Origin of the sequence: Kitasatospora nipponensis, from assembly GCF_039528135.1 — a bacterium.
Taxonomy (GTDB): domain Bacteria; phylum Actinomycetota; class Actinomycetes; order Streptomycetales; family Streptomycetaceae; genus Kitasatospora; species Kitasatospora nipponensis.
Window position 1 is genome coordinate 36835 of sequence record NZ_BAAALF010000011.1, and the last position, 22475, is coordinate 59309.

Genomic DNA, 22475 nt, shown 5'->3' on the forward strand with positions numbered 1-22475 from the left:
GCGCCGGGACGCGATCGTTGGAAGTGGGTCACGAGGAGTGGAACCGAGATCAGCTCGTCGAGCGATCGGGGCCCGGGGTCTCACGGTTCGCGCGGTTCGCGCGCAGGATCGCCGCGTCGTGGGCGGCGAGTTCCTCCGGGGTTCCGACGAGGGCAGGTCTGCAGTGGGGAGGGAGTCGGTCGACGACCATCGCGACGGCCTCCAGTGCCGTCCGGGCCGGACTCACCGACTCGCTGCGCAGGGGGCCGGCGACCCAGTACTCGCCTTCCGACGCGGGCTGGATGTACGGAACGTCCCATGCCCACTGCCATTCCGTGCAGCGGCTGAAGTGCAGCTCTCCCATCCCCGTCCAGGGGAACAACTGGCGCAGGCGGGGTTCGGCGTAGGCCGCTTCGAGCAGGTCCGGACGGACCCGCCCGTCGTCGCGGACCTTCTGCCAACCCGCTTCGACCAGGGCCCGCTGGTCCGGTGATGTCGTATCCACGGTGACCATCATCCCCGCGCTGCGGAGCCGGCTGCCGGCGAAGAGGACGATCGATGACCGGCTGAGCCTGGCGCGGCGGTTCGCACGGTTCACCGCGACATACCCGTGGGACTGGACGCCGGAGGACGTCGAGGCGTACTTCTGGTCCACCAGTGCCTGGCCGGCATCACGTTGCCGCTCGACGTTCGGACTGCTGGAGCCCTGCTCCACTTCAAGGGGTCCGGGATTGTCCGTCGCCTCCCTCACTGGAGCACGACGGTGACGCCGTGCTCGCGCAGGAGGTTCACGGTCTCCTCGAAGTAGGACAGGCTGCCGCGGTGGGCCAGAACATGCCCGGCGAGGGCGTGGCGGGCGATGGCGGCGTGGTGCCAGACGAGGGTGAACGGGGGGACGACGGAGAACCCGCCGCACAGGCAGTCCGCCACCGAGTCCAGACATATGCCGTAGTTGGCGCCAGGGCCGAGCAGGGCTTCGCCGAGCGCCAGGAGCAAGCCGCTCCGGTCGGTCACGTGCTGTCCGTCCAGGTGGTACGTCCCGCCGGAGAGGCCTTGCAGCCCGTACGGGCCGCAGCGGGTGAGGTCCAGCCACTCGGACCGGCCCTCGCTGTCGAACTGTGCCCACTGGTTGGGCCGCGTGGGAACACCATCGGACCAGATCTCCCAGACTGCGCGGGCGGCCAGGGTGGGGCGGTCGTCGCCGGGGTCGGTGATGGTGACGTCGATCAGGGCCCCGCCGAGGACGGACGGGCGTGCCTCGACGATGTGCACGTCGAGGCGGTACCGGGTCATCGTCCGGCCGTGGTGGTCGAGGGGCCGGAGCGCGATCGAATCGCCCTTCTGTGGAAGGGGACGGCACAGCAGGGCCAGAAGCGGCTCGGCGGGTTCGCAGCCGATCAGGCGCACGGGTTGGGTGGGTCGCTGCGGACGCGGGGTGAAGAGGCTGTCAATGGAACGACAGCCACCCGAAGGGCTGTCCCCCCGGATCGCGGGGAACCACAGGTCGAACCGCGGACTCGAAGGCAGCTGCTTGCCGCCCCAGAAGTCGTCCTCCCTGACACCGGTGCCCACGACGATGTCCACGCACCCGGGATCGCCCGGTGTGGGCCACTGGGCCAGGACAGCCGTGTCCTCCAGGTCCCAGAAGCGGGCCGGCCCGTCGTTCGAGGGATCCACAGGCTCGATCGAGAGCATTCCGTCCCCCAGCAGCCGCACCGGTTCGGCGCCGGCCACCACCGCCTGGACCAGCAGGCTCTCGCGCGGGCAGCCGCGCAGCGTCAGGACCTCTCGCGGCAGCGGAGGCGGGTCCATGAACAGGCCCTCGACCTCCGCGCACCGCCCCCACAGCACGCCCTCCTCACCATCGCTGTCCTCCCGCACCAGGAGATACCGGACCGGGAAGTCCCGCTCCCACCCCGCATGTTCCCCGGACCGCACGCGTCTCCCCTGCCAGCAGACTGTCTTGGCGCGCCAACCCTACGGCTCGCTGACGCCGAAGCCCTCCGAAGCCCCCATCCCGAAGTGCGGAGCTATGCGGGGCGGAGAACGGGATCGATGTCGTCCAGGATTTCGTGCAGCCGACGGGCCCCGCGGGCAACGCGGTTGTCCGTGTTCCGCGACATCTCCTCGCACAGCTGCATCGCGTTGTCCCGGTCCTCGGAGAAGATGCCGAACACGTCGAGGATTGCGGTGTGGATCCAGTCGCTGTGATTCGGGTCGGCGACTGCCAACGCGGAGGCGACTATCGTCAGTCCGACCCTGTCCTTTCGTCGCAGCACGGCTTCCGCGGTCACTCGGGTGACGAAGGTGTCCCCCGGGTCGAGCAAGAGCTCCAGCAGTGGCCCGGAGGCCTCCTGCAGGTCGGCGAAGGCCGCGAGGCCGCGACCGGCATCCGCCCGGTCGCGGTAGTCGTGGCTTCGCCCGAGCTCGCGGAGCGCCACGAAAGCCACCTGCCGCCGTTCGCTGTCCCCTTCCAGCAGGGCACGCAGTCGCCTCACCTCGGCGATCAGGCGGGGCATGTCCTGTCGCGCGGAAGCGACGAAGTCGAGATCGGCGTCCAGTTGCAGGTCCGGACCGACCTGGACCCGTTCTCCGTCGGTGAACCGGCTGAGATGGATCTCATCGTCCTCCACCGCCGTGGCCGGGGCGATCTGGATCCGGCTCGCCCCGCCGGTCGCACCGCGCGTCTCCAGCACGGGAACCCACGGACCCGTGGACGCGGCCGCGATGCGCAGCTCCATGGCATCGAGCTCTTCTTCGGTCGGCATGACCGGATCATCCACCCCGGCCGGGCAGACCGTCCACGCGATGCAAGGCCGGCCGGTGACACGGGGTAAGCCTCGGCGCCCATTACGGCCTTGCTCGCCAGGTGTCCGCAGGGGGCGAGGGGGCTGCCGTGGAACGGGGGTGGGGTTTCAGCTCCCCAGCCAGGGGATGTGGCTGTGTGTCAGCACCAGGATGATCTCGACGAACAAGGCGATGAACACCACGGCGATGACCATGGCGATCGCGCTGCCGATCCACCCGCGAATCCTGGGTGAGCCGAGCCCGGCGACCATGAGGCCGGCCACGCCCCGAACCCAGAGGGGGAGCAGGTGACTTCCGTTCCGCAGGCCGAAGGCCATCAGCACCGCGAACGGAACCGATATCAACAGGCCCTTGGAAATGTACGGCGACCGGCCGGATCTCGGGGAATCCAGGTCAACTCCCGGCGGGGGGTCGGGAATAGACGTCACATTGGGCGGCGGAGTCTTCGAGTCATCGTCGTTCAGGCGGTTGTAGTACTCGGTCATCGCCTGGTCGTAGTCGAAATCAGTCGCGTAGTCCCCGCGGCTCGGCATTGGGACACCCATGCGTGTTCTCTCTTCCCGGGACGCGAGCGGCAGCCAGAGCCTGCCGGAGGTCGGCCGGGTCACTGGATCCAGGTACGACTCCGTTCTTCCCGGGAGCCAAGATCAGCATGCCCTCGCGCGCGCCCGTCAGTTGTGCATGCACTTCCGGAATGCTCACGACTATGGCTGACGGTGCCGGAACACCTCGTAGAGCAGCCCGTCATAGGGGGAGCTCCAGTCGGCGAAAGGGACGCCGTCCAGGATCTCGTCCCCCCGCGGGTCGTCGCGGAGCGCGAGCCGTGCGGCGGCCTCCACCCGTACCTCCTCGGCCGGATCGGTGAGGCAGGCGGCGAGGGCGGCGGTGGCGTCCTGATCGTGGGTGGGCGCGGAGCCGAGGGTGCGGCAGGCTTGCTGGCGGACCGCCACGTCCGCGTCCTCGGTGCGTGCCACGGCTGCGGACAGGGCCTCGCGGTCGCCCCGTTGGATCGTGCGGTGCAGCCCCGAGAGTGCCGCGTGCCGGACCGTGGCGTCGATGTGCCGGGTGAGGGTGGTGAGCGGCCCGTCGCACCGCGGGTCCGGGGTGTCGGCCAGTCCGGCGGTGAGCCACCAGGCGACGCGGGGGTCCGGCTCGCTCGCCACCCAGGGCAGGAAGAGGTCGACGAGTGGCCCCTCGAACGGCGCGTCGTCACTCTCGTCGAAGAGAGCCATCAACCGCAGGACCATCGCGCCGAAGTAGCGCTCCAACGGGTCGGGCCGCTCGCGCAGGGCGGCGGCCGCGTCCCAGGTGGCGGGGGTGCGTCGCCCGGAGAGGGTGTCGGTCGTCGCCCACCACACGTCGTGGTCGACGTCGGGCTCGGCCAGCGCGCGGGAGAGCAGGTCGTCGAAGGGCGTCGCGATGCCGTACGACCTCTCCAGTCCGGTGAGTATCGCCGCGTGCCCGGTCCTGACCGTCAGGCCGCCCAGGGAGAGTTGCTCGCACAGGGACCCGGAATCGGACCGGACGGCACGGCGGTCGACCGGACCCCGCCCACCGCTCCTGCGGCCCAACTCGGCCACGACGTCCGTCCCGTGCCAGTGCCTGGCCAAGGCCAGGGCGTCGCGCCCTTCGGCGTCCTTGATCCACAGGTGGGCGCCACGGCCGACCATCATGCTCGTGAGGTCGCCGGCGCCCAGCTCGATCGCGCGCAGCAGCGGGGTGCGGCCGAGGGCGTCGGCGCGGTCCGGGCTCGCGTACGCGCTGAGGAGGGTCTCCACCATCGGGAGGTCGAAGGCCTCCACCGCCAGGCACAGGACGGGAGTGCCGTGCTCGTCGACGGTGTCGGGGTCGGCGCCTGCCCGCAGCAGGGTGTCCACCGCCTGCACGTCCCCGTCCCGTACCGCGGCTGTGAGTGGTTCCACCGTCGTGCCTCCCCGTTCACCTTCGGTGGGGCCCGTCGCACGGCGCGACGGGCCCGCGGACGTCACTTGGTGGTGAGCAGGGCCGTGAGCTCCTTGCTGAGGTGCGGGCCGAGCTGGCCCCAGCCGTCCTTGTAGCCGTAGACGGCGGCCAGGGTGCGGGCCTCGTAGTCGCCGTTCATGATCTCGATGTCGTCGGCGGTGATGAGGGCCGGGTGGGCGACGCCGAGGGCGCCCGAGACCTTGATCAGCTCCTTGCGCAGGGTGCGCAGGTAGACGGCGGCCCGGGTGGACTTGGAGGTCGGGTCCAGGCCGCGGGACAGCCACGGGTTCTGGGTGGCGATGCCGGTGGGGCACTTGTCGGTGTGGCACTTCTGCGCCTGGATGCAGCCGATGGAGAGCATCGCCTCGCGGGCCACGTTGACCATGTCGGCGCCCAGGGCGAAGGCGACCGCCGCGTTCTCGGGCAGGCCGAGCTTGCCGGAGCCGATGAAGGTCAGGTCGTCGGTCAGTCCCTGCTCGGCGAAGGTGCCGTAAACCCGGGAGAAGCCCATCCGGAAGGGCAGCGACACCGAGTCGGTGAAGATCAGCGGCGCCGCGCCGGTGCCGCCCTCGCCGCCGTCGACGGTCACGAAGTCGACGCCGCGGTCGCCGCGCGCCATCAGCGTGGCCAGCTCCTGCCAGAAGCCCAGCTCGCCCACCGCGCTCTTGATCCCGACCGGCAGACCGGTCTCGGTGGCGAGCAGTTCGACGAAGTCGAGCATCGAGTCGACGTCGTGGAAGGCGGTGTGCCGCGAGGGGGAGGCGCAGTCCTTGCCGGCCGGGATGCCGCGGATCGCCGCGATCTCCGGGGTCACCTTGGCGCCCGGGAGCATGCCGCCCAGCCCCGGCTTGGCGCCCTGCGAGAGCTTGATCTCTATCGCCCTGACCGGGGCGCCGGCGACGGCCTCCTTGAGCTTGGCGAGGTTGAAGCTGCCGTCCTCGTTGCGGCAGCCGAAGTACGCCGTGCCGATCTGCAGGACGAGGTCACCGCCGTTGCGGTGGTGCGGCGAGAGCCCGCCCTCACCCGTGTTGTGCATCGTGCCCGCCAGCGCCGCGCCCTTGTTGAGCGCCGTGATGGCCGCGCCGGAGAGCGATCCGAAGCTCATCGCGGAGATGTTCACCACGCTCGCGGGCCGGAAGGCCTTGGCGCGCCCGCGCGGCCCGCCCAGCACCTTGGCCGAGGGCAGCGGGGCCTGCGGGTCGTGCGCGTCGGGCAGGGCGCCGGCGAAGGTGCGCTGCTTGAGGTAGGCGTGCCCCTGCACGTGCTCGACGTCGACGTCGGTGCCGAACCCGAAGTAGTTGTTCTCCTCCTTCGCGGAGGCGTAGATCCAGCTGCGCTGGTCACGACTGAACGGGCGCTCCTCCTCGTTGGAGGTCACGATGTACTGCCGCAGCTCCGGCCCGATGGTCTCCAGCAGGTACCGGGCGTGCCCGACCACCGGGAAGTTGCGCAGCAGCGCGTGCTTCTTCTGGATGAGGTCGCGGGCAGCCAGGAGCGCCACCGCTGTCGCGGCGGCCGCGCCGATCCTCCGGCCGTTCATGAGGGTTCCTCCTCGGTGCGCGCCTGCGGCGCCCTGCGGCGGAGGCGTGGTGTCGTGTGGGGCGTTGGACGGCGGGCACACGACCAGGCGGGCATCAGCGTCCGACGAAGGAGAATGCGAATCGATAGTAGGAGGCCGTGCGGAGGGGCCCGCGGCCAGGGGCCCCGACCGTGGTCGGGGCCCCTGCCTCCGGACCCGGCCGTGGTCAGCGGGCGGTCGCGGCGCCGAACCAGCGGGGCAGTCGGGTGAGGAGGTCCTGCTGGTCCTCGCCGACCCAGGCCACGTGGCCGTCCGGTCGCAGCAGCACGGCGGGGACGTCCAGTTCGTCGCCGTGGTCGCCGAGGTCGACGACGTGGTCGACGCGGTCGGTCCAGCCGGCGACCGAGAGGCGGCCGGTGCGGTCGAGCAGCAGGCCGCGGCCGCCGTGCATCAGCTCGTAGAGGCGGCCCTGCTGCAGCCGCACGTCCCGCAGCCGCCGGCCGAGCAGGTCGTGGCCCTCGCCGAGGTCGTAGCGGACCTCGACCGCGGTGATCATCCCGGTCACGTGGCGGTTCACCTCCTCGAAGTCCATCAGTTTCGAGAAGAGTTCACGCAGCGCGACCGCGCCCGGGTCGGTCCCCAGCAGGGTGATCTGCGCGCGGGTGTTGTCCAGCACGCGGGCGCCCACCGGGTGCCGTTCGGCGTGGTAGCTGTCCAGCAGCCCCTGCGGCGCCCAGCCGTTGACCGCCGCGGCCAGCTTCCAACCGAGGTTGAAGGCGTCCTGCACGCCGAGGTTGAGCCCCTGCCCGCCGGTCGGCGGATGGATGTGCGCCGCGTCCCCGGCCAGCAGCACCCGGCCGACCCGGTAGTGCTCCACCTGGCGGGTGGCGTCGCCGAACCGGGAGAGCCAACGCGGCGAGTGCGCGCCGAAGTCGGTGCCGGCGACGTCCCGCAGCCGCTGCCTGAACTCCTCGAGGGTGGGCCCGGTCGTGCGGTCCTCGGCCACGCCGTCGGCGGGCACGATCACGCGGTACACCCCGTCGCCCTCGGGGATGGCGCCGAAGCGCAGGTGGGTCCGGCGGACCTCCTCGACGACGGCGGCCACGGTCGCCGGGTCCTCGGCCAGCTCCAGGTCGCCGAGCAGCGTCTCGACCCTGGCGGGCTCGCCGGGAAAGCCCACGCCGAGCAGCTTGCGCACCGTACTGCGGCCGCCGTCGCACCCGACGAGGTAGCGCGAGCGCAGCCGCCGGCCGTCCGCCAGCTCGACGCAAACGCCCGCCTCGTCCCCGGCGCCGTCCCCGTCCTGGGTCAGGGCGACCACGTCGCAGCCGCGCCGGATCTCGACGCCGAGTTCGACGGCGTGCTCCTCGAGCAGCCGCTCGGTGGCCGGCTGCGAGATGGCGAGGCCGTACGGGTGGGCCGTGTCCAGCCGGTCCGGCCACGGCTTGACGATGCCGCCGAAGAGACCGCCGGCCTGGAACTTCTCACCGACCGCGAGAAACCGCTCCAGCAGGCCGCGCTGGTCCAGCATTTCGACGCTGCGCGCATGCAGACCGCGCCCGCGGGACTGCGAAGTCGGCTCGGTCAACTTCTCGAGCACCACCACGTGCACGCCGGCCAGCCGCAACTCACCGGCCAGCATCAGGCCGGTCGGTCCGGCGCCGACCACGATCACGTCAATCATCAGAACACCCATTCAACGGGATCGGATAACGGCCTTCGTGCATCCGGCAATTCCGCGGGACCAGGCCGTGGCCGACCATTCTGGGACATCGACCGGGCCTTGTCGCAAGCCCCCTGGTGCGCTATACGTTGAGAGTGGCAAGGAGTGGATGACCTCCTTGCCTCTGCTTTTGCCTCGGCCCTACTGGCTCAGGTAGTGCAGGAATGCCGCGGCATCGACTCCCGGCGCATGGTCGGCCAGGAGGACGGCGAGCCGGGCGGCCAGCTTTCGTCGTCGTCACCCTCGGCCTCACCGGAGCGGCCAAGATGCTCCACGGCATAGGCCTGGGTGAGGCAGGCGAGCAGCACCAGGAAGTCCGCCGGCGTGGGGGCGACCCAGAACGGCCGCCATGAGCCCGTGCCGTGGACGGCGATGCCGACCCGGGTGCCCGGCGCCGCGGTGTCGGCGATGAACGGATCTCCCGAGTGGTCGGTGATGACCACCCACGCGTCCGGCCACCCCTCCAGCCGGTGCCCGCCGGTGCCGTGCCAGCGGTAACAGGACTGGCGGGACACCAGGTCCCGGGCGGGCACGAGGGTGATGCCCCCGAGCGGGGCGGGGATGTGGACCGGGTCGAGTGGCCCGAACGTCGCGTAGAGGTTCACCAGTTCCGGCGACAGCGGCAGGTCCCGGGCCGCCGTCCGCAGGTCGGCGGCCGGGCAGGGCCCGAACTCCGCGGTGACGCCGGCACGGTGGAGCACCTCGGTCAGCATCGTCATGGCCGACCCGGCCGCCTCTTCGGACTGTGGCATGCTGCGGAGCATACGACCGGGGCTGCGGCGATTTCGTCCCCTCGGTGCGGTGGTCGATGCTGATCGGCATGCCGTCGACCCCCGCGCTGACCCACTGGGACAGCCCCTTCGTCAACTTCGTGACGTTCGCCTTCCCCGACGGGCTCGGGGACGCCTGCCGGTGGGTCCACCTGAAGCGCTTCCACCTGCCGGCCGGCGCGCCGCGGGACGACCGGGCCCTGCTGACCGCCCTGATCGCCCATCCGGAGTTCCGCGACACCTACGACGGCGCCGGCGTCTGGCTCGAGCCGCGCCACGGCCAGTGGTGGTCGGACCGCATCACCCCGGACAGCTACCTGGCCGTCGACGACGCCACCGCGACCGGCGTGATCCGCTCCTGGGCCGCTCCCGTCGACGGCATCGCCCTCCCGGCCGAACTCGACCAGCGGCTGCACGAAGCGGTCTTCACGCCGATCCACCGGGCGACCAGTCGCTACGAGCTCGGGGAGCTCCCCGAGGACGCGCACCACGACTACGGCCCCATCCACATGGAGTTCCACGAGCTGGTCCTCATCGACCGCCCCGCGGGCGTGCTCACCCTGCTGGTCGCCGCCGACGACTGAGCCCGACGACGACGGGGGCGGCGACGGGAGCGGCGACGGGGGCGGGGCCCGCGCTCACATCGGGAGCGAGTGCAGGCGGACCGGCCCGGGGGGCCAGGCCGCGCCGGGGTGCAGGGGCGTCCACAGGGTGCGCAGCGGCATGAGCGTGGGGCCGATGGGCTGCTCGACGTGCACGTCCTCGTCGATGGGGTGCCAGCCGAGCCGCCCGTAGAGGGGGACCAGTGGCGGCCGGCAGAAGAGCAGTCCGTAGCGCGGCCCCATCGTGCGGGCGTGGTCGAGGGCCGCGGCCACGACCAGCCGGGCCAGCCCCTGGCCGCGCTGGTCGGCCGCGACGGCCACTCCCCCGACGCCCACCGCCTCGGTGGCGGCTCCGCCGATCGACAGCGGCAGCCTGAGCAGGCCGGCGTGGGCCACCAGGCGGCCCTGCCGGGTGACGCCGAAGTGGTGCTCCTTGGGGAGCCAGGTCAGGCCGGTGTCCGCGACGCCGAAGGGGTCGGCGCCGTCGCCGAGGATGCCGTTCTGCTCGGTCCTCGTGTACCGGGCGAGCCGCAGCACGGTCGGCGGCGCGGGGGACGGGTGATCGGTCATCCCGCCATGATCGCGTTCGCGGCGTGCGGTGACCAGCCCTCCCCCGCCCGGGCGGCCAACTGCGACACCCGACCTGCCAAGCCCGCTGAGTAAAGAATTCTTGACACCATGTCGAGGCTGCTTCACACTCCCGAGTGTCAGGTTTTCTTTACATCCCAGGGGAGCGGGCATGGCGTACGAAGAGAAACGGGCCTGGATCATGGTCCTGGTCACGGTGGTGTCCTACACCGCCTACCTGGTCGTGCTGCTCGGCCGGGCGGGCGGCGCGCCGCTGGCCCACGCGTCCTACGGGGCGCTGCTGGTGTGGACCGTGGGGGCCTCGATCGTGGCGTCGATCGCGCTGAACATCGCGGTGGCGCTCGCCTCGCCCAGGGGGGCGAACACCAAGGACCAGCGCGACCGCGAGATCCACCGCTTCGGCGAGTACGTCGGGCAGTCGTTCCTGGTGATCGGGGGCGTGGCCGGGCTGGGCCTGGCGCTGGCCCGCGCCGACCAGTTCTGGATCGCCAACGCGATCTACCTGGCCTTCGTGCTCTCCGCGCTGCTCGGCTCGACCGCGAAGATCGTCTCCTACCGGCTGGGCTTCCACCCGTGGTGAAGCCGACCCGGGTCACCAACTCCATCCGCGCGCTGCGCTTCGCCCACGACGAGATGACCCAGGCCGAACTCGCCCGCCGCATCGGTGTCACCCGGCAGACCGTCATCGCCATCGAACAGGGCCGCTACTCGCCCTCCCTGGAGATGGCCTTCCAGATCGCCCGGGTGTTCGGCGTCCCGCTCGACGACGTGTTCCAGTACCCCGCAGAAGGCCGGTACCCCGCAGAAGGAGAGACCCCGTGAACGCCTCCGCCTCCGAGACCCAGACCGGGAGCGACGCCGGCCCGCCCAGGATGCGGGCCGTCGTGCACGACTCCTACGGGCCGCCGTCCGAGGTCCTGCGCCTCGACGAGGTCGACCGCCCGGTCCCCGGCAGCGGTGAGGTCCTCGTACGGGTGCACGCGGCCGCCGTCGACCAGGGCGTCTGGCACCTGACCGCCGGGCGGCCCTACCTGGTCCGCGCCATGGGCTTCGGGCTGCGGGCGCCCCGGAACCGGATCCGGGGCACCGACCTCGCCGGACGGGTCGAGGCCGTCGGCCCGGATGTCACCCGCTTCCAGGTGGGCGACGAGGTGTACGGCACCGGAGCCGGCACCTTCGCCGCCTACGCCTGCGCCCGGCAGGACCGGATCGCGCTGAAGCCGGCGAACGTCGACTTCGGTGCGGCCGGCGCCGTCCCGATCTCCGCCTGCACCGCCCTGCAGGCCCTGCGCGACAGCGGGAACCTGACGGCCGGTCAGCGCGTCCTGGTGATCGGGGCGGGCGGCGGGGTCGGCACGTACGCCGTCCAGCTGGCCAAGTCCTACGGCGCCCACGTGACCGGCGTGTGCAGCACCGGCAAGACGGACCTGGTGCGGTCGATCGGCGCCGACGAGGTGATCGACCACACCCGCGAGGACGCCACCGACGGCACCCGTCGCCACGACCTCGTCCTCGACATCGCCGGCAACCGCCCGCTGCGGCACCTGCGCCGCGCCCTGACGCCGCGCGGCACGCTCGTCATGGTCGGCGGCGAGGGCGGCGGCCGGTGGCTCGGCGGCACCGACCGGCAGGTGCGGGCGCTGCTGCTGTCGCCGTTCGTCGGCCAGCGCCTGCGCCCGCTGCTCTCCGATCAGCGCCACGACGACCTCCGGTTCCTCGCCGGGCTCATCGAGTCCGGCGCCGTGACGCCGGTCGTCGACCGGACGTTCCCGCTGGCCGAGGTCGCCGACGCGGTCGGCTACCTGCGGGCGGGCCGGGCCCGCGGCAAGGTCGTCATCACGGGGTGAGGAAGGGCGGGGGACCAGGGGGCGCCGGGCGTCGACGGAATGGGCCGGCGGGCGATTTCCGAACGGGTGCCTAAGGGCTGCCGAACGGCCTGTCGAACGGGCGGCGAACGGGCTGCCGAATGGCTCATCGGGAATTCACCGTCTCCGATCTGCGAGCCCCTGACGAAAAGCACCTCGCAGGCGCGAGTGGGGTCGGGCGGGGGTCGGAATTCCTGGCTAGGGTCGATGGCGTACGGCAGGCGGGAAGCCTGCTCCCCCTCAATCCCTGCGAGGTTGTTCGTCCATGACTCTGAGCATCCGCAACCAGATTCCCGGCACGGTCAGCTCCGTCACCACCGGCGAGGCGATGGCCACCGTGAAGGCCCGGCTGACGGGCGGCCAGGAGATCACCGCGGCCATCACGGTGGACGCCGTCAAGGAGCTCGGGCTCGTCGAGGGCACCGCGGTGCGGGCCGTGGTGAAGTCCACCGAGGTGGCCCTGGCCACCGGACCGGTCGCCGGTCTGAGCATCCGCAACCAGCTCCCCGGTACGGTCACGGACATCGCCGCCGGCCCCGCGATGGCCACCGTGAAGGTCTCCATCGCCGGCGGCGAGCTGACCGCCGCGATCACCCGGGACGCGGTCACCGAGCTGGGTCTGGCCGCCGGATCGAGCGTGGTCGCGCTGATCAAGTCGACCGAGGTCGCACTGGCCACCGTCTGACCCCCTGCTCCCCCTTCGGCCCCGGTGGGGGCCGGCTGACCGGCGGGGCACCCCCGCCGGTCAGCCGTGCGCGCGGCGGTGGGCGGCCACCCGTTCGCGGGTCGCGCAGCGGCGCGAGCAGTAGCGGCGCGGCAGGCCGCTGCCCTGGGTGAGGTAGACGTTGCGGCAGCCGGACGCCGCGCAGAGGCCGCCGGGCGGACGCTGCTGGTCCCAGATCAGGACCGTCATGGCCAGGCAGGACGAGGCCAGGAACCACTCGCCCCACGGGGCGTCGTCGTCACCGTCGAGGTGCGGGTGCCAGGGGGCGGCGCCGCCGTGCGAGGTGAGCCGCAGGGCGCCGGTGGTACGTGCGAGCAGCAGGTTCAACTCCCGGGCGGCGACGCCGGTTTCGGTGGCGGCGAGGACCTCGCGCAGCAGCTGGGCGACCGCCCGCATCGCGGCGACGTCGTCCTCGTCCAGGTCGATCGGCTCCGGCTCGCCGTGCTCGCGCAACACGGCGGCGATCGCCTCCGGCGTCGGGTCCTCCACGGCGAGGGCGTTGACCAGGGCGGCGGTGCGGCGGGCGGTCGCGAGCACCGAGTGGCGGGTGGACCAGTCGTCCGGGGTAGGGGGCACCCGGCGAATGTAACGCATCTGGTCAAGTTTTACGTTACCTGCGTAACGTGCCGGGCATGCGAAACCGTTACCCGGGCCTGCGCTACGCGGCCGGTGCCGCGGCGGCCCGCACCGGCGACGAGATGGCGGGGCCCGCCCTGCTGCTGGCCGCCCTCGCCACCACCGGCTCGACCGCCGCGGCCGGCACCCTGCTGGCCGCGATCACCGTCGCGGCGGCGCTCGGCGGCCCGGCCATCGGCGTGCTGCTCGATCGGGCCCGCCGGCCGGGCCGGCTGCTGGCCCGGGCGCTGGGCGGCTACACGGTCGCGCTCGCCGCCGTACCGCTCTGCCTGACCCGCCTGCCGTTCGGCGCGACCGTCCTGCTGGCAGTGGGGGCAGGACTGCTCGGACCGGCCCTGTCCGGCGGGTGGACCTCGCAGCTGCCGCGGGTGGTGCCCGCGGCAGCGCTCGCCCGGGCCGGTGCGCTCGACGCGATGACCTTCAGCCTGGCCGCCCTGCTGGGACCGGCGCTGGCCGGACTCGCCGCGGCGCTGGTCGGGGCGGCGGGCGCGGTGCCGGCGGGGGCCGCGCCGGTCTGCCCGGGGCGGCCCCCGGCGCGGGCGAGGCCCCCGCGCGGGGGCGCTGGCCGGGGGGGCGGGCGCGGTGCCGGGGGCGGCCGCGCTGATCTGCCTGGCGCTGCCCGCGGCGCTGACCCTGCCGTCGGCGCCGGCCGAGCCGACCGACGGTGCGGCGGCGGTCGACCCGGCCCCGCCGATCCGGGCCGAACTCGCCGCGGGACTGCGGGCGATCGCCCGCAGCGCGCCGCTGGCGCGGGCGACGGTGACCTCGGTGGTCTCCTGCGCGGGGCAGGGCATGCTGGTCGCCTGCGGGCCACTGCTCGGCGCGCGGGCGCTGGGCGCGGCCGACCGTGGCGCGCTGCTGCTCTCCGCGACGGCCGCCGCGGCGCTGGTCACCACTGCGCTGCTGGCCCGACGGCCGCCGCCCATGCCGCGACTGCTGCGCCCGGACGCCGTCCTGCGGGCCGCCACCCTGGTGCTGGCCGCCGCCCTGCTGCTCGTCGCCACCGGGTGGCCGCCCCTGGTGGTGGCCGGCGCGCTGCTGGTCGGGGTGGGCGAGGGGCCGCAGCTGAGCGCCCTGATCGCGGTGCGCCACCGGGAGGCGCCGCCGCGGCTGCGCGGCCAGGTCTTCACCACGGGCGCGAGCCTCAAGACCACCGGCTGGGCGCTCGGCGCGGGCCTGGCCGGGCTGGGCGCCGACCGCTCGCTCACCGGCACCCTGCTGGCGGCCGGCGGGGTGCTGCTGCTCGGCGCCCTGGCCGGCGCCGGCTGCCGCGGTCGGCACGACGGGCACCCACCCCCCATCACCACTGCTCAGAGCCGGTCGTAGACCTCGGCCAGCCGGCGCAGGACGTCGCCGGCGGCCTCCAGGGCGGCGGCGTCGTGGTGGGCGAGGGCCTCGCTCAGCGCGGTCGCGAGGGTGAGCTCGCGCTCCTGGTGGCGGCGCCGGCCGGCCTCGGTGAGCGAGACGACCACGGAGCGCCGGTCGCCGGGCACCTTGTCGCGGCTCACGTAGCCGGCCGCCTCCAGGCCGTTGACCAGCTGGGTCGCGGCGGCTCCGGTGGTCTCGGTGGAGGCGGCCAGCCGGCCGATCGGCAGCGGCCCCTCCTCCGCCAGCACCCGCAGCGCGCGGGCGTGGGTGAGCGAGAGCGCGCCGGGCGTGCGGGTGGCGCGACCGCGCAGCCGCGAGTCGGCGGCGCTGAGGCTGTAGGCGGCCCGGGACAGGCGGCCGAGCGCCTGGTCGCGGTCGGCGGTGGGCGGGGGTGTGGACACGGGGGCTCTCCCAGCGAGGTCGGATCAGCTGGCTCGGGTCGGCGAGCTCGGGTTGACAGACACCCTAGCCTCAGTACTTAAATATAAGTACTTAGCCATTGGCCGACGCGCTCCCCACGCCGGCCGTCCGCTGGAAGGAACCTCCCATGACCGTGCGTTCGACCGGCCAGAGCTGGGCCCTGGACATCGCCCTCGCGCAGGGCGGCTTCGATGCCCTGCACCCCGAGGCCAAGGGCACCCTGGAACAGCTCGGGCACGACCACACCGACTTCGACAAGGTCTTCGCCCTGGTCCGCAGCGGCGCGATGCTGCCCAAGGCGTGGGCGACGGTGGCCGGCCAGACCGAGGAGCGGGCCGCCCACCACGAGCGCGGCGGGTTCGAGCAGACCGCCGCCGACCTGTACGTCCGGGCCGCCGTGATGTGGGGCCGGGCCCAGTACTCCGTCTTCGACGCCGCCGATCCGCGCAAGGCGGCCTTCCGCACCCGCACCGACCACTGCGTCGAGCGGCTCGGCGCGCTGCGCGGCGGGCGGGTGCGCCGGGTCGTCCTGGACTTCGAGGGCGGCCTGATCCACGCCCTGCTGCACCTGCCGGCCGGCCCGGTGCAGGGCGCCCCCGCGGTGATCCTCGGACCGGGGATGGACATGATCAAGGAGGACTACATCTACGCCGCCGAGCGCTACTACACCTCGCGCGGCATGGTCGCCCTGTCGATCGAGGGACCGGGCCAGGGCGAGTCCCGCGCCGGCGGCGTGACCGTGGACCTCACCAACTACGAGCGGGCGATCGGCCGTTACCTCGACCACCTGACCACGCTGCCGGAGGTCGACCCGCTGCGGATCGGCATGTTCGGCATCAGCATGAGCGGCTACTGGGGCTCGCGCGCGGCGGCCACCGACGGCCGGCTGGCGGCGCTGGCCGCCTTCGAGGCGGTCACCGGCGACTTCGAGACGATCTTCGAGCGGGCCCAGCCGACCTTCAAGAACAACTACATGTACATGGCCGGCTACACCGACGAGGCGGCCTTCGACCGCGACCTGGCGGCCCGGATGCCGCTGGGCGACCTGGTCGGCGAGATCGACTGCCCGGTGCTGTTCGGCATCGGCGAGTTCGACGAGCTCACTCCTCTGGAGCAGGCCCTGGCGAGCTACCGGCGGATCACCGCGCCGAAGGAGATCCGGGTCTACGAGAACGAGTTCCACCCGCTGGGCGGAGTCGCCGCGGAGGTCTTCCGGTTCGGCGCCGAGTGGCTGGAGCGGGCGCTGGACGGCGAGTTCGCCGAGCCAGGCCGCGACGTGCGGCACTACGTCCACCGCGACGGACGCACCACCGACGGCACCGCGCACCCCTCCTGGTGGCTCGGCGCGGTGCCCGCGCAGCTCGCCGACCCCGCGTGACCTGCCGCCGCCCCGCCCGGCCGCCGCGATCAATTCGGTTGCCGGGCAGGGCGGACGGACGGTACCAAGGCGGCATGATGCGAGGCACACTGATCGGGCTACGGGCCCGACACGAGGACGACGTACCGATCCTGCACCACGAGCTCTACGAGGACGTGCCCACCCGGGCGGCGGCCGACACCCGTCCCTGGGTCCCGGTGCCCGCCGGGTCGGACCAGTCGCCGTTCGCCGTCACCGCGCCCAACCCGGACGTGGCGTTCTTCTCGATCGTCCTGCTGGAGACCGGCGAACTCGCCGGTGAGGCCCTGCTCTGGGGCATCGACACGCACAACCGGGTCGCCCACCTGGGCCTGGCGCTGCGCCCCGCGTTCCGCGGGCGCGGGCTCGGCACGGACACCGTGCGGGTGCTGTGCGAGTACGGCTTCGCGGTGCGCGGGCTGCGGCGGCTGCAGTTGGAGACGCTGAGCGGCAACGGGCCGATGGTGGCCGCAGCCAGGGGCGCGGGGTTCGTCCACGAGGGCACCCTGCGGTCCGCCGCCTGGGTGTACGGCGCGGTGGCCGACGAGGTCCTCTACGGCCTGCTGGCCGAGGAGTGGAAGCCGGCGTAGGTGGTCCGCCGTCAGCGGGCCACCGAGCACGGCCGACGACAAGCGGCCGACAGTAAGCGGGCGACGGTAGGCGGGCGACGGTAGGCGGGCGACGGCGCGGCGACCCGGGGGCGGGGTCCCCCGGGCGGCCGAGCCGCCGCGCGTTCACTGCCTGACGGCCCGCAGGACGACGAACTTCGGGTTCCCGGCCACCAGTTCGCAGCGCCCGAAGAGCCGGCGGAGCTTGAGGTGGTAGCCGAGGTGGCGGTTGCCGACGATCCACAGCTCGCCGCCGGGGCGCAGCGCGCGCCGGGCCCCGGTGAACATCCGCCAGGCGGTGGCGTCCGTGGTGGCCTGGTGCGAGTGGAACGGCGGGTTGCTCAGGACCAGGTCGACCGAGCCGGCGCCGACGGCGTCCAGCGCGTCGCCGGCCAGGAACTCGGCGGGCGCGTCCGGGCCCGCGTTGGCCCGGAAGGTGGCCTCGGCGGAGGCGAGCGCCGGGAACGACTCGTCGATGAAGGTCAGTTCGGCCCGCGGGTTGGCAAGCGCCGCGGCGGTGCCCAGCACGCCGTTGCCGCACCCGAGGTCGACCACCCGGTCGGGCCCCTGACGGTGCGGCAGGTGCTGCAGGAAGAACCGGGTCCCGATGTCCAGGTGCTCGGCGCAGAAGACGCCGGCGTGGTTGGTGACGGTCCGGCCGGCGAGCACGCCGAGGTCGTCGGGGAGGGCGTAGCGCAGCGGCCAGGGGCTGGCCGGGCGGGTGGCGGCGAGCGCCGGATCGGGGACGCAGAAGATCAGCCGCGCCTTGCGCCGGGCCAGCGAGGTGCGGGTCGGGCCGAGGATCCGCTCGAAGAGCCGCAGCGTGGAGGTGTGGATCTCGGTGACCATGCCGGTGCCGATGACGACCGTGCCCGGGTGGATCGCCGGGGCCAGCCGGTGCAGCTGGTCCTCCAGCAGCGCCAGGCTCTTGGGGACGCGCACCAGCAGCAGGTCGATCCGCTCGGGCGGCGCGTCCGCGGTGCTGAGCAGCCGCACGGCGTCGGGGGCGAACCCGGCGCGGGCGAGGTTGGCGGCCGTGGCCTGCCGGCCGAGGAACGAGTCGGTGATCAGGACCTGCTCGCCGCCCGCCACCGAGGCGGTCCCGGCGGTACGGGCGGTGGCCAGCGCCGTGGTCAGCGAGCCCCAGCGGTCGCCGAGCACCACCGCGGCGCCGGCGAGGTCGACCGGTGCGGCCGAGCCCGGCAGCTCGCCGTGCTCCTCGTCGCCGTGCCGGTGGTCGCCGTGCAGGTGGTGCAACAGGTACTCGTCGGCGGCGTCCCAGGCGCGGAGCCGGTCGCGGGGGTCCTCGGGGAACCGGGTGAGTGGGAGCTCGCCCCAGGGCGTGGTGAAACCGTTCATCGTGCGTTCAGGCTAGCCGAGGTGGCGACGGCACCGATCCGCGCCGAGCGGGCGCGACCGGCGCCGAGCGGGCCCGCGGACCCGCCCGCGCTAGGCTGGCCGTCGATGATCACCGCGTGGCCGGGCCGGCCAGGCGCTCGACGGCCAGGGGGGCATGGTGGGGGAACGGCTTGCGGTGGTGTCGGGAGGCGGCACCGGCATCGGCAAGGCGATCGCGCGGGAGCTCGCCGCCGGCGGCGACCGGGTGGTGATCCTGGGACGGCGCGCGGAGGTCCTGGAGCAGGCCCGCGCGGAGATCGACCAGGCGGTCGGCGCCGGGCGGGTGGTACCGGTCCGGGCCGACCTGTCCGACGCCGACCAGGTGTCCGGGGCGGTCGCGGAGATCACCGCGCTGGGACCGGTGGACGTCCTCGTCAACAACGCGGGGGCGGTGATCAGCGCCCCCGAGGACGACACGCTGCCCGCCCTGGCCCGCGCCTGGCGCCGGGACCTGGACACCAACCTGCTGACCGCCGTCCTGCTCACCACCGCCCTGCAGGAGCACCTGCGGCGGCCCGGCGGCCGGCTGATCATGATCAGTTCCGCCGCGGCGCAGCGCGGCGGGGCCGGCTCCCACTCGGCCGGCTCCTACGCGGCCGCGAAGGCCGCCCTGCACGGCTGGGCGTTCGGCCTGGCCCGCCAGCTGGGCCCGGACGGCATCACGGTCAACGTGCTCGCCCCCGGCTACGTCGCCGACACCGAGATCTTCGGTGACCGGTGGAGCGCCGAGTTCCATGCCGACAAGGTCGCCGACACCCTGGTGGGCCGGGCCGGGACGCCGGCCGACGTCGCCACGGCCGTCCGGTACATCGCCTCACCGGCGGGCGGCTACCTCACCGGCCAGGTCATCGGTCTCAACGGCGGTGCGGTGCTGGGGCGCTGAGCTGGGCACGGCGCTGGCCCCGAAACCTGGCCCCGAACCCTGGGCGCGGCACCGCGGTCGGGTAAATCGCTCGACGGCGGCCGGGTGAGTGGATCTAGGGTGACCCGGTGACCCATGACACCACGCTGCCCGCCGAGTACGCCGGCCTGCCGCTCAACCAGTTCGCCTTTCCCGGGCCGCTGCGTGACCGGTTGGTCGCGGCGATCCTCGACGGCACGAAGACCTCGACCACCGGACTGCTCGCCGACCTCGAGCACGAGAACGAGCCGCTGCCGGTGGTCGGCGGGCGGTCGGTGGTGCCCGACTCGGCCGAGCGGCCGGTCGCCGTGCTGGAGACGACGGGCGTGCGGGTCGTCCGGCTGGCCGAGGTGGACCTCGCCCACGCGGTGGACGAGGGCGAGGGCGACACCACCGTGGCCCAGTGGCGGGCGGGGCACGAGCGGTTCTGGCACAGCCCGCAGATGCGCGAGGCGTTGGCGGACCCGACGTTCACCGTCGACGACGACACCCTGGTCGTGCTGGAGCGCTTCCGCCTGGTCGCCGACCTGCGGCGGCGCGGCTGACCCGCGGCCTGCGACCTTGCCCTGCGCCTGCCTCAACGGGCGCCGGGCAGCAGGAGGTTGACGTCGCCGAACTCGTGCCAGAGGTAGCGTCCGGCGAGCGCCTGCGCGTAGCAGAGGTCGAGCAGCGGCCGGCCGGCGACGGCTTCGAGCATCAGCAGGTGCGAGGCCTCGGGTTCGTGCCAGCCGGTGAGCAGGCCGTCGACCAGCCGGACGCCGCGCTCGGGGGTGATCACCAGGTCCGTCCAGCCCTCGGCGGCCCGGGCGCGCCCGTCGGGGCCGACCGCCGACTCCAGGGCGCGGACCGCCGTGGTGCCGACGGCGACCACCCGGCCGCCGCTGCCGCGCACGTGCTCCACCAGCCGGGCGGTGGCCGCCGGGACGCGGAACCACTCGGCGTAGGGCGCCTCGTGAGCCTCCGGCGAGGCGACGCCGGTGTGCAGGGTGATCGGCGCGATCAGGATGCCGCGCGCCACCAGCGCGCTGACCAGCTGCGGGGTGAACGGCCGCGCCGCGCTGGGCATCTCGCTGCTGCCGGGCTCGGCGGCGAAGACCGTCTGGTAGGCCGAGATCGGCCAGTCGCGGTCCACGTAGCCGTAGCGGATGGCCTTGCCGTACCGGGCCAGGTAGCCGGTCAGCGGGCCGGGGGTGGTGAGCCGGGCGTGCCAGAGCCGCGCGGTGTAGGGCGCGGTCAGCACCGCCTCGCCGCCGGCCGGCAGGCGCAGCCGCAGGCCGGGCTCGGCGGGGCTGTCGGCCGGTGCGAGGTACTCGGCGGCGCCGCCGGCGGCGCCGGCCGGGCGGCGCAGTTCCACCAGGTGGGCGCCCCGCGGGTCCGGGTGGGCGCCGGAGAGGTGGAGCACGACCGGGCGGCCGTCCGGCAGCGTGGCCGGGAGGGCGGCGGGCAGGGTGGCCGAGTTGTTGACGACCAGCAGGTCGCCGGGGGCCAGGACGTTCGGCAGGTCGGCGAAGGAGCGGTGCTCGGCGCGCACCGGGTCGCCGTGGCCCACCAGCATCCGCACGCCGTCGCGGGTCAGGCCGCGCGCCTCGGCCGGGGCGTGGGCGGAGAGCTCCGGCGGGACGGTGAAGTCGAAGCCGCTGCCGCCGTCGTGGTCGCAGTCGTCGTCCTGGGCGAGGAGAGTGGTCGGGGTCATCTCAGCGGCCGTCCGAAGCGGCGGCGGCGATGACGGACCCAGCCTCGGGCACGGTCCTGGGCAGGGCCTCGGGCACGGACTCGGCTACGGCCTCGGGCACGGCCGACAGGTCGGCGGCGCGGTACCGGCCGGAGGCGGGCCGCTCGCGCAGCAGCGTCCGGAAGGCCGGCACGACCGTGCCGGGCAGCGGCCGGTCCGAGATGTCCTCGCCGGGGAACGCCTCCTGGTGCATCCGGGTGCGCATGTCGCCCGGGTCGACGGCCCAGACCCGTACCTGCGCTTCCTCCAGGGCGAGCACCGCCGAGGCGTGGTCGAGGGCGGCCTTGCTCGCGCCGTAGCCGCCCCAGCCGGCGTACGCCTCGACCGCGGCGTCGGAGCTGAGGTTGATCACCGAGCCGCCGTGCATCCGCAGCTGGGGCAGCAGCAGCTGGGTCAGCGCGATCGGCGCGAGGACGTTCACCTCGAAGGTCTCCAGCAGTCCGGGCAGCGGGAAGCCGGCCAGGGTGGGCGGCGCGGCCCCCTCCAGGTCGTAACCGGTCAGCGTGGAGGCGTTGTTGACGAGCAGGGCGGCGCCGCCGAGCCGGTCGGCGGCGCCCGCCAGCTCGGCCCGGTGGTCGTCGTCGACGACCGAGCCGGGCAGCGCGAGGACGGTGGTGAGCGGGCGCAGCAGTGCCTCGGCGGCGGCGAGTTCGACCGGGTTGCGGGCCGTGATCACCAGCTGCCAGCCGTCCGCGGCCAGCGCCCGGGCGAGCTCCAGGCCCAGGCCCCGGGAGGCCCCGGTGACGACGGCGACCGGACCGGGGGCGCTCGGCCCCTGCGGCTGCGAGGGCGACGGCGACGGCGAGAGGGCGGTGTGGGTGATGTCCGTGCTGTTCATACCTGCACTCTCGCTCCGCCGACCCCCGCCGCGGATCAGCCGTCGGGCCCGGCGGCGGGGGTTCCTTCGCCCTAGGACAGCCGACCGTCCGACTCGGTCGCCGGTCCCGCTCCCAGCCTCCGTCCAGCCCCCACGGCGGGCACTCGGATCCCGACTCCCCTGCAGCGCTCGGGCCGGCCAAGGTGGAGCACGACTTCGTGCAGCACCTGCTGGACGCCAGGAAGAACGCCGCCGTGGTGGTGCTGGGCGACCTGAACGACTACCAGTTCAGCCCCGCGCTGTCCTCGCTGCGCACCGGGACCTCCGACGGCACCGGCCCCTCGATCCTGACCGACCCGATCAGCACGCTGCCGGTCGACCAGCAGTACACCTACGACTACGAGGGCGTGTCGGAGGTGCTGGACCACATCCTGGTGACCCAGGGCGTGAAGGACTGCACGGACCAGGTGGCGCACGTCAACTCCGAGTACGCCAACCAGGCGAGCGACCACGACCCGCAGGTGGTGGACCTCAAGCCCTGACGTTCGCCGTCGATCTGACGGCGCGTCGGGCGGGGCGGGCGGCCGGTCCTCGGCCACCCGCCCCGCGCCGCTTCCCGGCCGCCGACCGCGCCACGGGGGCGGTCGCGACCGTCGGCC

The 22475-nt window shown here is 73.7% G+C and carries 26 protein-coding genes; 11 read left to right on the plus strand and 15 right to left on the minus strand.

Annotated elements, in window-relative coordinates; genetic code table 11:
- Window positions 1–49 precede the first annotated feature (49 nt).
- The 8 genes from ABD323_RS05685 to ABD323_RS05720 all read right to left on the minus strand — a co-directional run bounded on the left by ABD323_RS05685 (window position 50) and on the right by ABD323_RS05720 (window position 8743).
- Window positions 50–694 carry a DUF6193 family natural product biosynthesis protein gene (locus ABD323_RS05685; protein ID WP_344439900.1) on the minus strand — a complete coding sequence of 215 codons (645 nt, stop codon included), beginning with the start codon at window positions 692–694 and terminating at the stop codon, window positions 50–52.
- 32 nt (window positions 695–726) lie between these two features.
- Window positions 727–1917 carry a barstar family protein gene (locus tag ABD323_RS05690; RefSeq protein WP_344439902.1) on the minus strand — a complete coding sequence of 397 codons (1191 nt, stop codon included), beginning with the start codon at window positions 1915–1917 and terminating at the stop codon, window positions 727–729.
- Between the two features lie 92 nt (window positions 1918–2009).
- On the minus strand, window positions 2010–2747 hold the full coding sequence (locus ABD323_RS05695; protein WP_344439904.1) for a hypothetical protein: 738 nt from the start codon (window positions 2745–2747) through the stop codon (window positions 2010–2012).
- A 147-nt stretch (window positions 2748–2894) separates the two neighbouring features.
- Window positions 2895–3272: a hypothetical protein gene (locus ABD323_RS05700; protein WP_344439906.1), complete on the minus strand. Its 378-nt coding sequence runs from the start codon at window positions 3270–3272 to the stop codon at window positions 2895–2897.
- 219 nt (window positions 3273–3491) lie between these two features.
- The gene (locus ABD323_RS05705; protein WP_344439908.1) at window positions 3492–4709 is read right to left on the minus strand and encodes a HEAT repeat domain-containing protein; all 1218 of its coding nucleotides are present in this window, start codon (window positions 4707–4709) and stop codon (window positions 3492–3494) included.
- 62 nt (window positions 4710–4771) lie between these two features.
- Window positions 4772–6289: an FMN-binding glutamate synthase family protein gene (locus ABD323_RS05710; RefSeq protein WP_344439911.1), complete on the minus strand. Its 1518-nt coding sequence runs from the start codon at window positions 6287–6289 to the stop codon at window positions 4772–4774.
- A gap of 205 nt (window positions 6290–6494) precedes the next feature.
- A complete protein-coding gene (rox, locus tag ABD323_RS05715) occupies window positions 6495–7952 on the minus strand; it encodes a rifampin monooxygenase (RefSeq protein WP_344439913.1) in 1458 nt (485 codons plus the stop codon).
- A gap of 188 nt (window positions 7953–8140) precedes the next feature.
- Window positions 8141–8743, minus strand: coding sequence for a hypothetical protein (locus tag ABD323_RS05720; RefSeq protein ID WP_344439915.1), 603 nt, complete (start codon window positions 8741–8743; stop codon window positions 8141–8143).
- Window positions 8744–8811: 68 nt separating this feature from the next.
- Between ABD323_RS05720 and ABD323_RS05725 the strand changes: the two genes are divergently transcribed.
- Window positions 8812–9345, plus strand: a complete 534-nt coding sequence (locus ABD323_RS05725) for a hypothetical protein (RefSeq protein ID WP_344439917.1) — start codon at window positions 8812–8814, stop codon at window positions 9343–9345.
- 54 nt (window positions 9346–9399) lie between these two features.
- Here ABD323_RS05725 and ABD323_RS05730 read toward each other — a convergent pair whose 3' ends face one another.
- Window positions 9400–9933 (minus strand): GNAT family N-acetyltransferase, encoded by a 534-nt coding sequence (locus ABD323_RS05730; protein WP_344439919.1) that lies wholly within the window; start codon window positions 9931–9933, stop codon window positions 9400–9402.
- 169 nt (window positions 9934–10102) lie between these two features.
- Here ABD323_RS05730 and ABD323_RS05735 point away from each other — a divergent pair, with 169 nt between their 5' ends.
- The 4 genes from ABD323_RS05735 (at window position 10103) to ABD323_RS05750 (ending at window position 12501) form a co-directional block, all read left to right on the plus strand.
- Complete coding sequence (locus ABD323_RS05735; protein ID WP_344439922.1) at window positions 10103–10531, plus strand: hypothetical protein; 429 nt, start codon at window positions 10103–10105, stop codon at window positions 10529–10531.
- A complete protein-coding gene (locus ABD323_RS05740; protein WP_344440018.1) occupies window positions 10432–10773 on the plus strand; it encodes a helix-turn-helix transcriptional regulator in 342 nt (113 codons plus the stop codon). Before ABD323_RS05735 ends, ABD323_RS05740 begins: the two co-directional genes overlap by 100 nt.
- Before the next feature lie 50 nt (window positions 10774–10823).
- A complete protein-coding gene (locus ABD323_RS05745; protein ID WP_344440020.1) occupies window positions 10824–11798 on the plus strand; it encodes an NAD(P)-dependent alcohol dehydrogenase in 975 nt (324 codons plus the stop codon).
- Between the two features lie 283 nt (window positions 11799–12081).
- The gene (locus tag ABD323_RS05750; protein WP_344439924.1) at window positions 12082–12501 is read left to right on the plus strand and encodes a TOBE domain-containing protein; all 420 of its coding nucleotides are present in this window, start codon (window positions 12082–12084) and stop codon (window positions 12499–12501) included.
- A 60-nt stretch (window positions 12502–12561) separates the two neighbouring features.
- On the opposite strand, the gene ABD323_RS05755 is transcribed toward ABD323_RS05750, so the two are convergent.
- Window positions 12562–13134, minus strand: a complete 573-nt coding sequence (locus tag ABD323_RS05755; RefSeq protein WP_344439926.1) for a CGNR zinc finger domain-containing protein — start codon at window positions 13132–13134, stop codon at window positions 12562–12564.
- A 64-nt stretch (window positions 13135–13198) separates the two neighbouring features.
- Window positions 13199–13351, minus strand: coding sequence for a hypothetical protein (locus ABD323_RS05760; RefSeq protein WP_344439928.1), 153 nt, complete (start codon window positions 13349–13351; stop codon window positions 13199–13201).
- Between the two features lie 407 nt (window positions 13352–13758).
- Here ABD323_RS05760 and ABD323_RS05765 point away from each other — a divergent pair, with 407 nt between their 5' ends.
- Window positions 13759–14502: a hypothetical protein gene (locus tag ABD323_RS05765; protein ID WP_344439931.1), complete on the plus strand. Its 744-nt coding sequence runs from the start codon at window positions 13759–13761 to the stop codon at window positions 14500–14502.
- Here ABD323_RS05765 and ABD323_RS05770 read toward each other — a convergent pair.
- A complete protein-coding gene (locus ABD323_RS05770; protein ID WP_344439933.1) occupies window positions 14487–14945 on the minus strand; it encodes a MarR family winged helix-turn-helix transcriptional regulator in 459 nt (152 codons plus the stop codon). The two genes, ABD323_RS05765 and ABD323_RS05770, sit on opposite strands and share 16 nt — an antisense overlap.
- Before the next feature lie 146 nt (window positions 14946–15091).
- Here ABD323_RS05770 and ABD323_RS05775 point away from each other — a divergent pair, with 146 nt between their 5' ends.
- Complete coding sequence (locus ABD323_RS05775; RefSeq protein WP_344439935.1) at window positions 15092–16342, plus strand: alpha/beta hydrolase; 1251 nt, start codon at window positions 15092–15094, stop codon at window positions 16340–16342.
- A gap of 74 nt (window positions 16343–16416) precedes the next feature.
- Window positions 16417–16950, plus strand: coding sequence for a GNAT family N-acetyltransferase (locus tag ABD323_RS05780; RefSeq protein WP_344439937.1), 534 nt, complete (start codon window positions 16417–16419; stop codon window positions 16948–16950).
- 144 nt (window positions 16951–17094) lie between these two features.
- On the opposite strand, the gene ABD323_RS05785 is transcribed toward ABD323_RS05780, so the two are convergent.
- Window positions 17095–18327 carry a methyltransferase gene (locus ABD323_RS05785; RefSeq protein WP_344439939.1) on the minus strand — a complete coding sequence of 411 codons (1233 nt, stop codon included), beginning with the start codon at window positions 18325–18327 and terminating at the stop codon, window positions 17095–17097.
- Between the two features lie 175 nt (window positions 18328–18502).
- Here ABD323_RS05785 and ABD323_RS05790 point away from each other — a divergent pair, with 175 nt between their 5' ends.
- Together ABD323_RS05790 and ABD323_RS05795 are read left to right on the plus strand one after the other, a co-directional pair.
- Complete coding sequence (locus tag ABD323_RS05790; protein ID WP_344439941.1) at window positions 18503–19249, plus strand: SDR family NAD(P)-dependent oxidoreductase; 747 nt, start codon at window positions 18503–18505, stop codon at window positions 19247–19249.
- 107 nt (window positions 19250–19356) lie between these two features.
- Window positions 19357–19812, plus strand: a complete 456-nt coding sequence (locus tag ABD323_RS05795; RefSeq protein ID WP_344439943.1) for an ASCH domain-containing protein — start codon at window positions 19357–19359, stop codon at window positions 19810–19812.
- Window positions 19813–19844: 32 nt separating this feature from the next.
- Here the strand turns inward: ABD323_RS05795 and ABD323_RS05800 are convergent, their stop codons facing one another.
- Together ABD323_RS05800 and ABD323_RS05805 are read right to left on the minus strand one after the other, a co-directional pair.
- Window positions 19845–20960, minus strand: a complete 1116-nt coding sequence (locus tag ABD323_RS05800; protein ID WP_344439945.1) for an S-adenosylmethionine:tRNA ribosyltransferase-isomerase — start codon at window positions 20958–20960, stop codon at window positions 19845–19847.
- 1 nt (window position 20961) lies between these two features.
- A complete protein-coding gene (locus ABD323_RS05805) occupies window positions 20962–21837 on the minus strand; it encodes an SDR family NAD(P)-dependent oxidoreductase (RefSeq protein WP_344439948.1) in 876 nt (291 codons plus the stop codon).
- A 2-nt stretch (window positions 21838–21839) separates the two neighbouring features.
- Between ABD323_RS05805 and ABD323_RS05810 the strand changes: the two genes are divergently transcribed.
- The gene (locus ABD323_RS05810) at window positions 21840–22358 is read left to right on the plus strand and encodes an endonuclease/exonuclease/phosphatase family protein (protein ID WP_344440022.1); all 519 of its coding nucleotides are present in this window, start codon (window positions 21840–21842) and stop codon (window positions 22356–22358) included.
- Window positions 22359–22475: the final 117 nt, after the last annotated feature.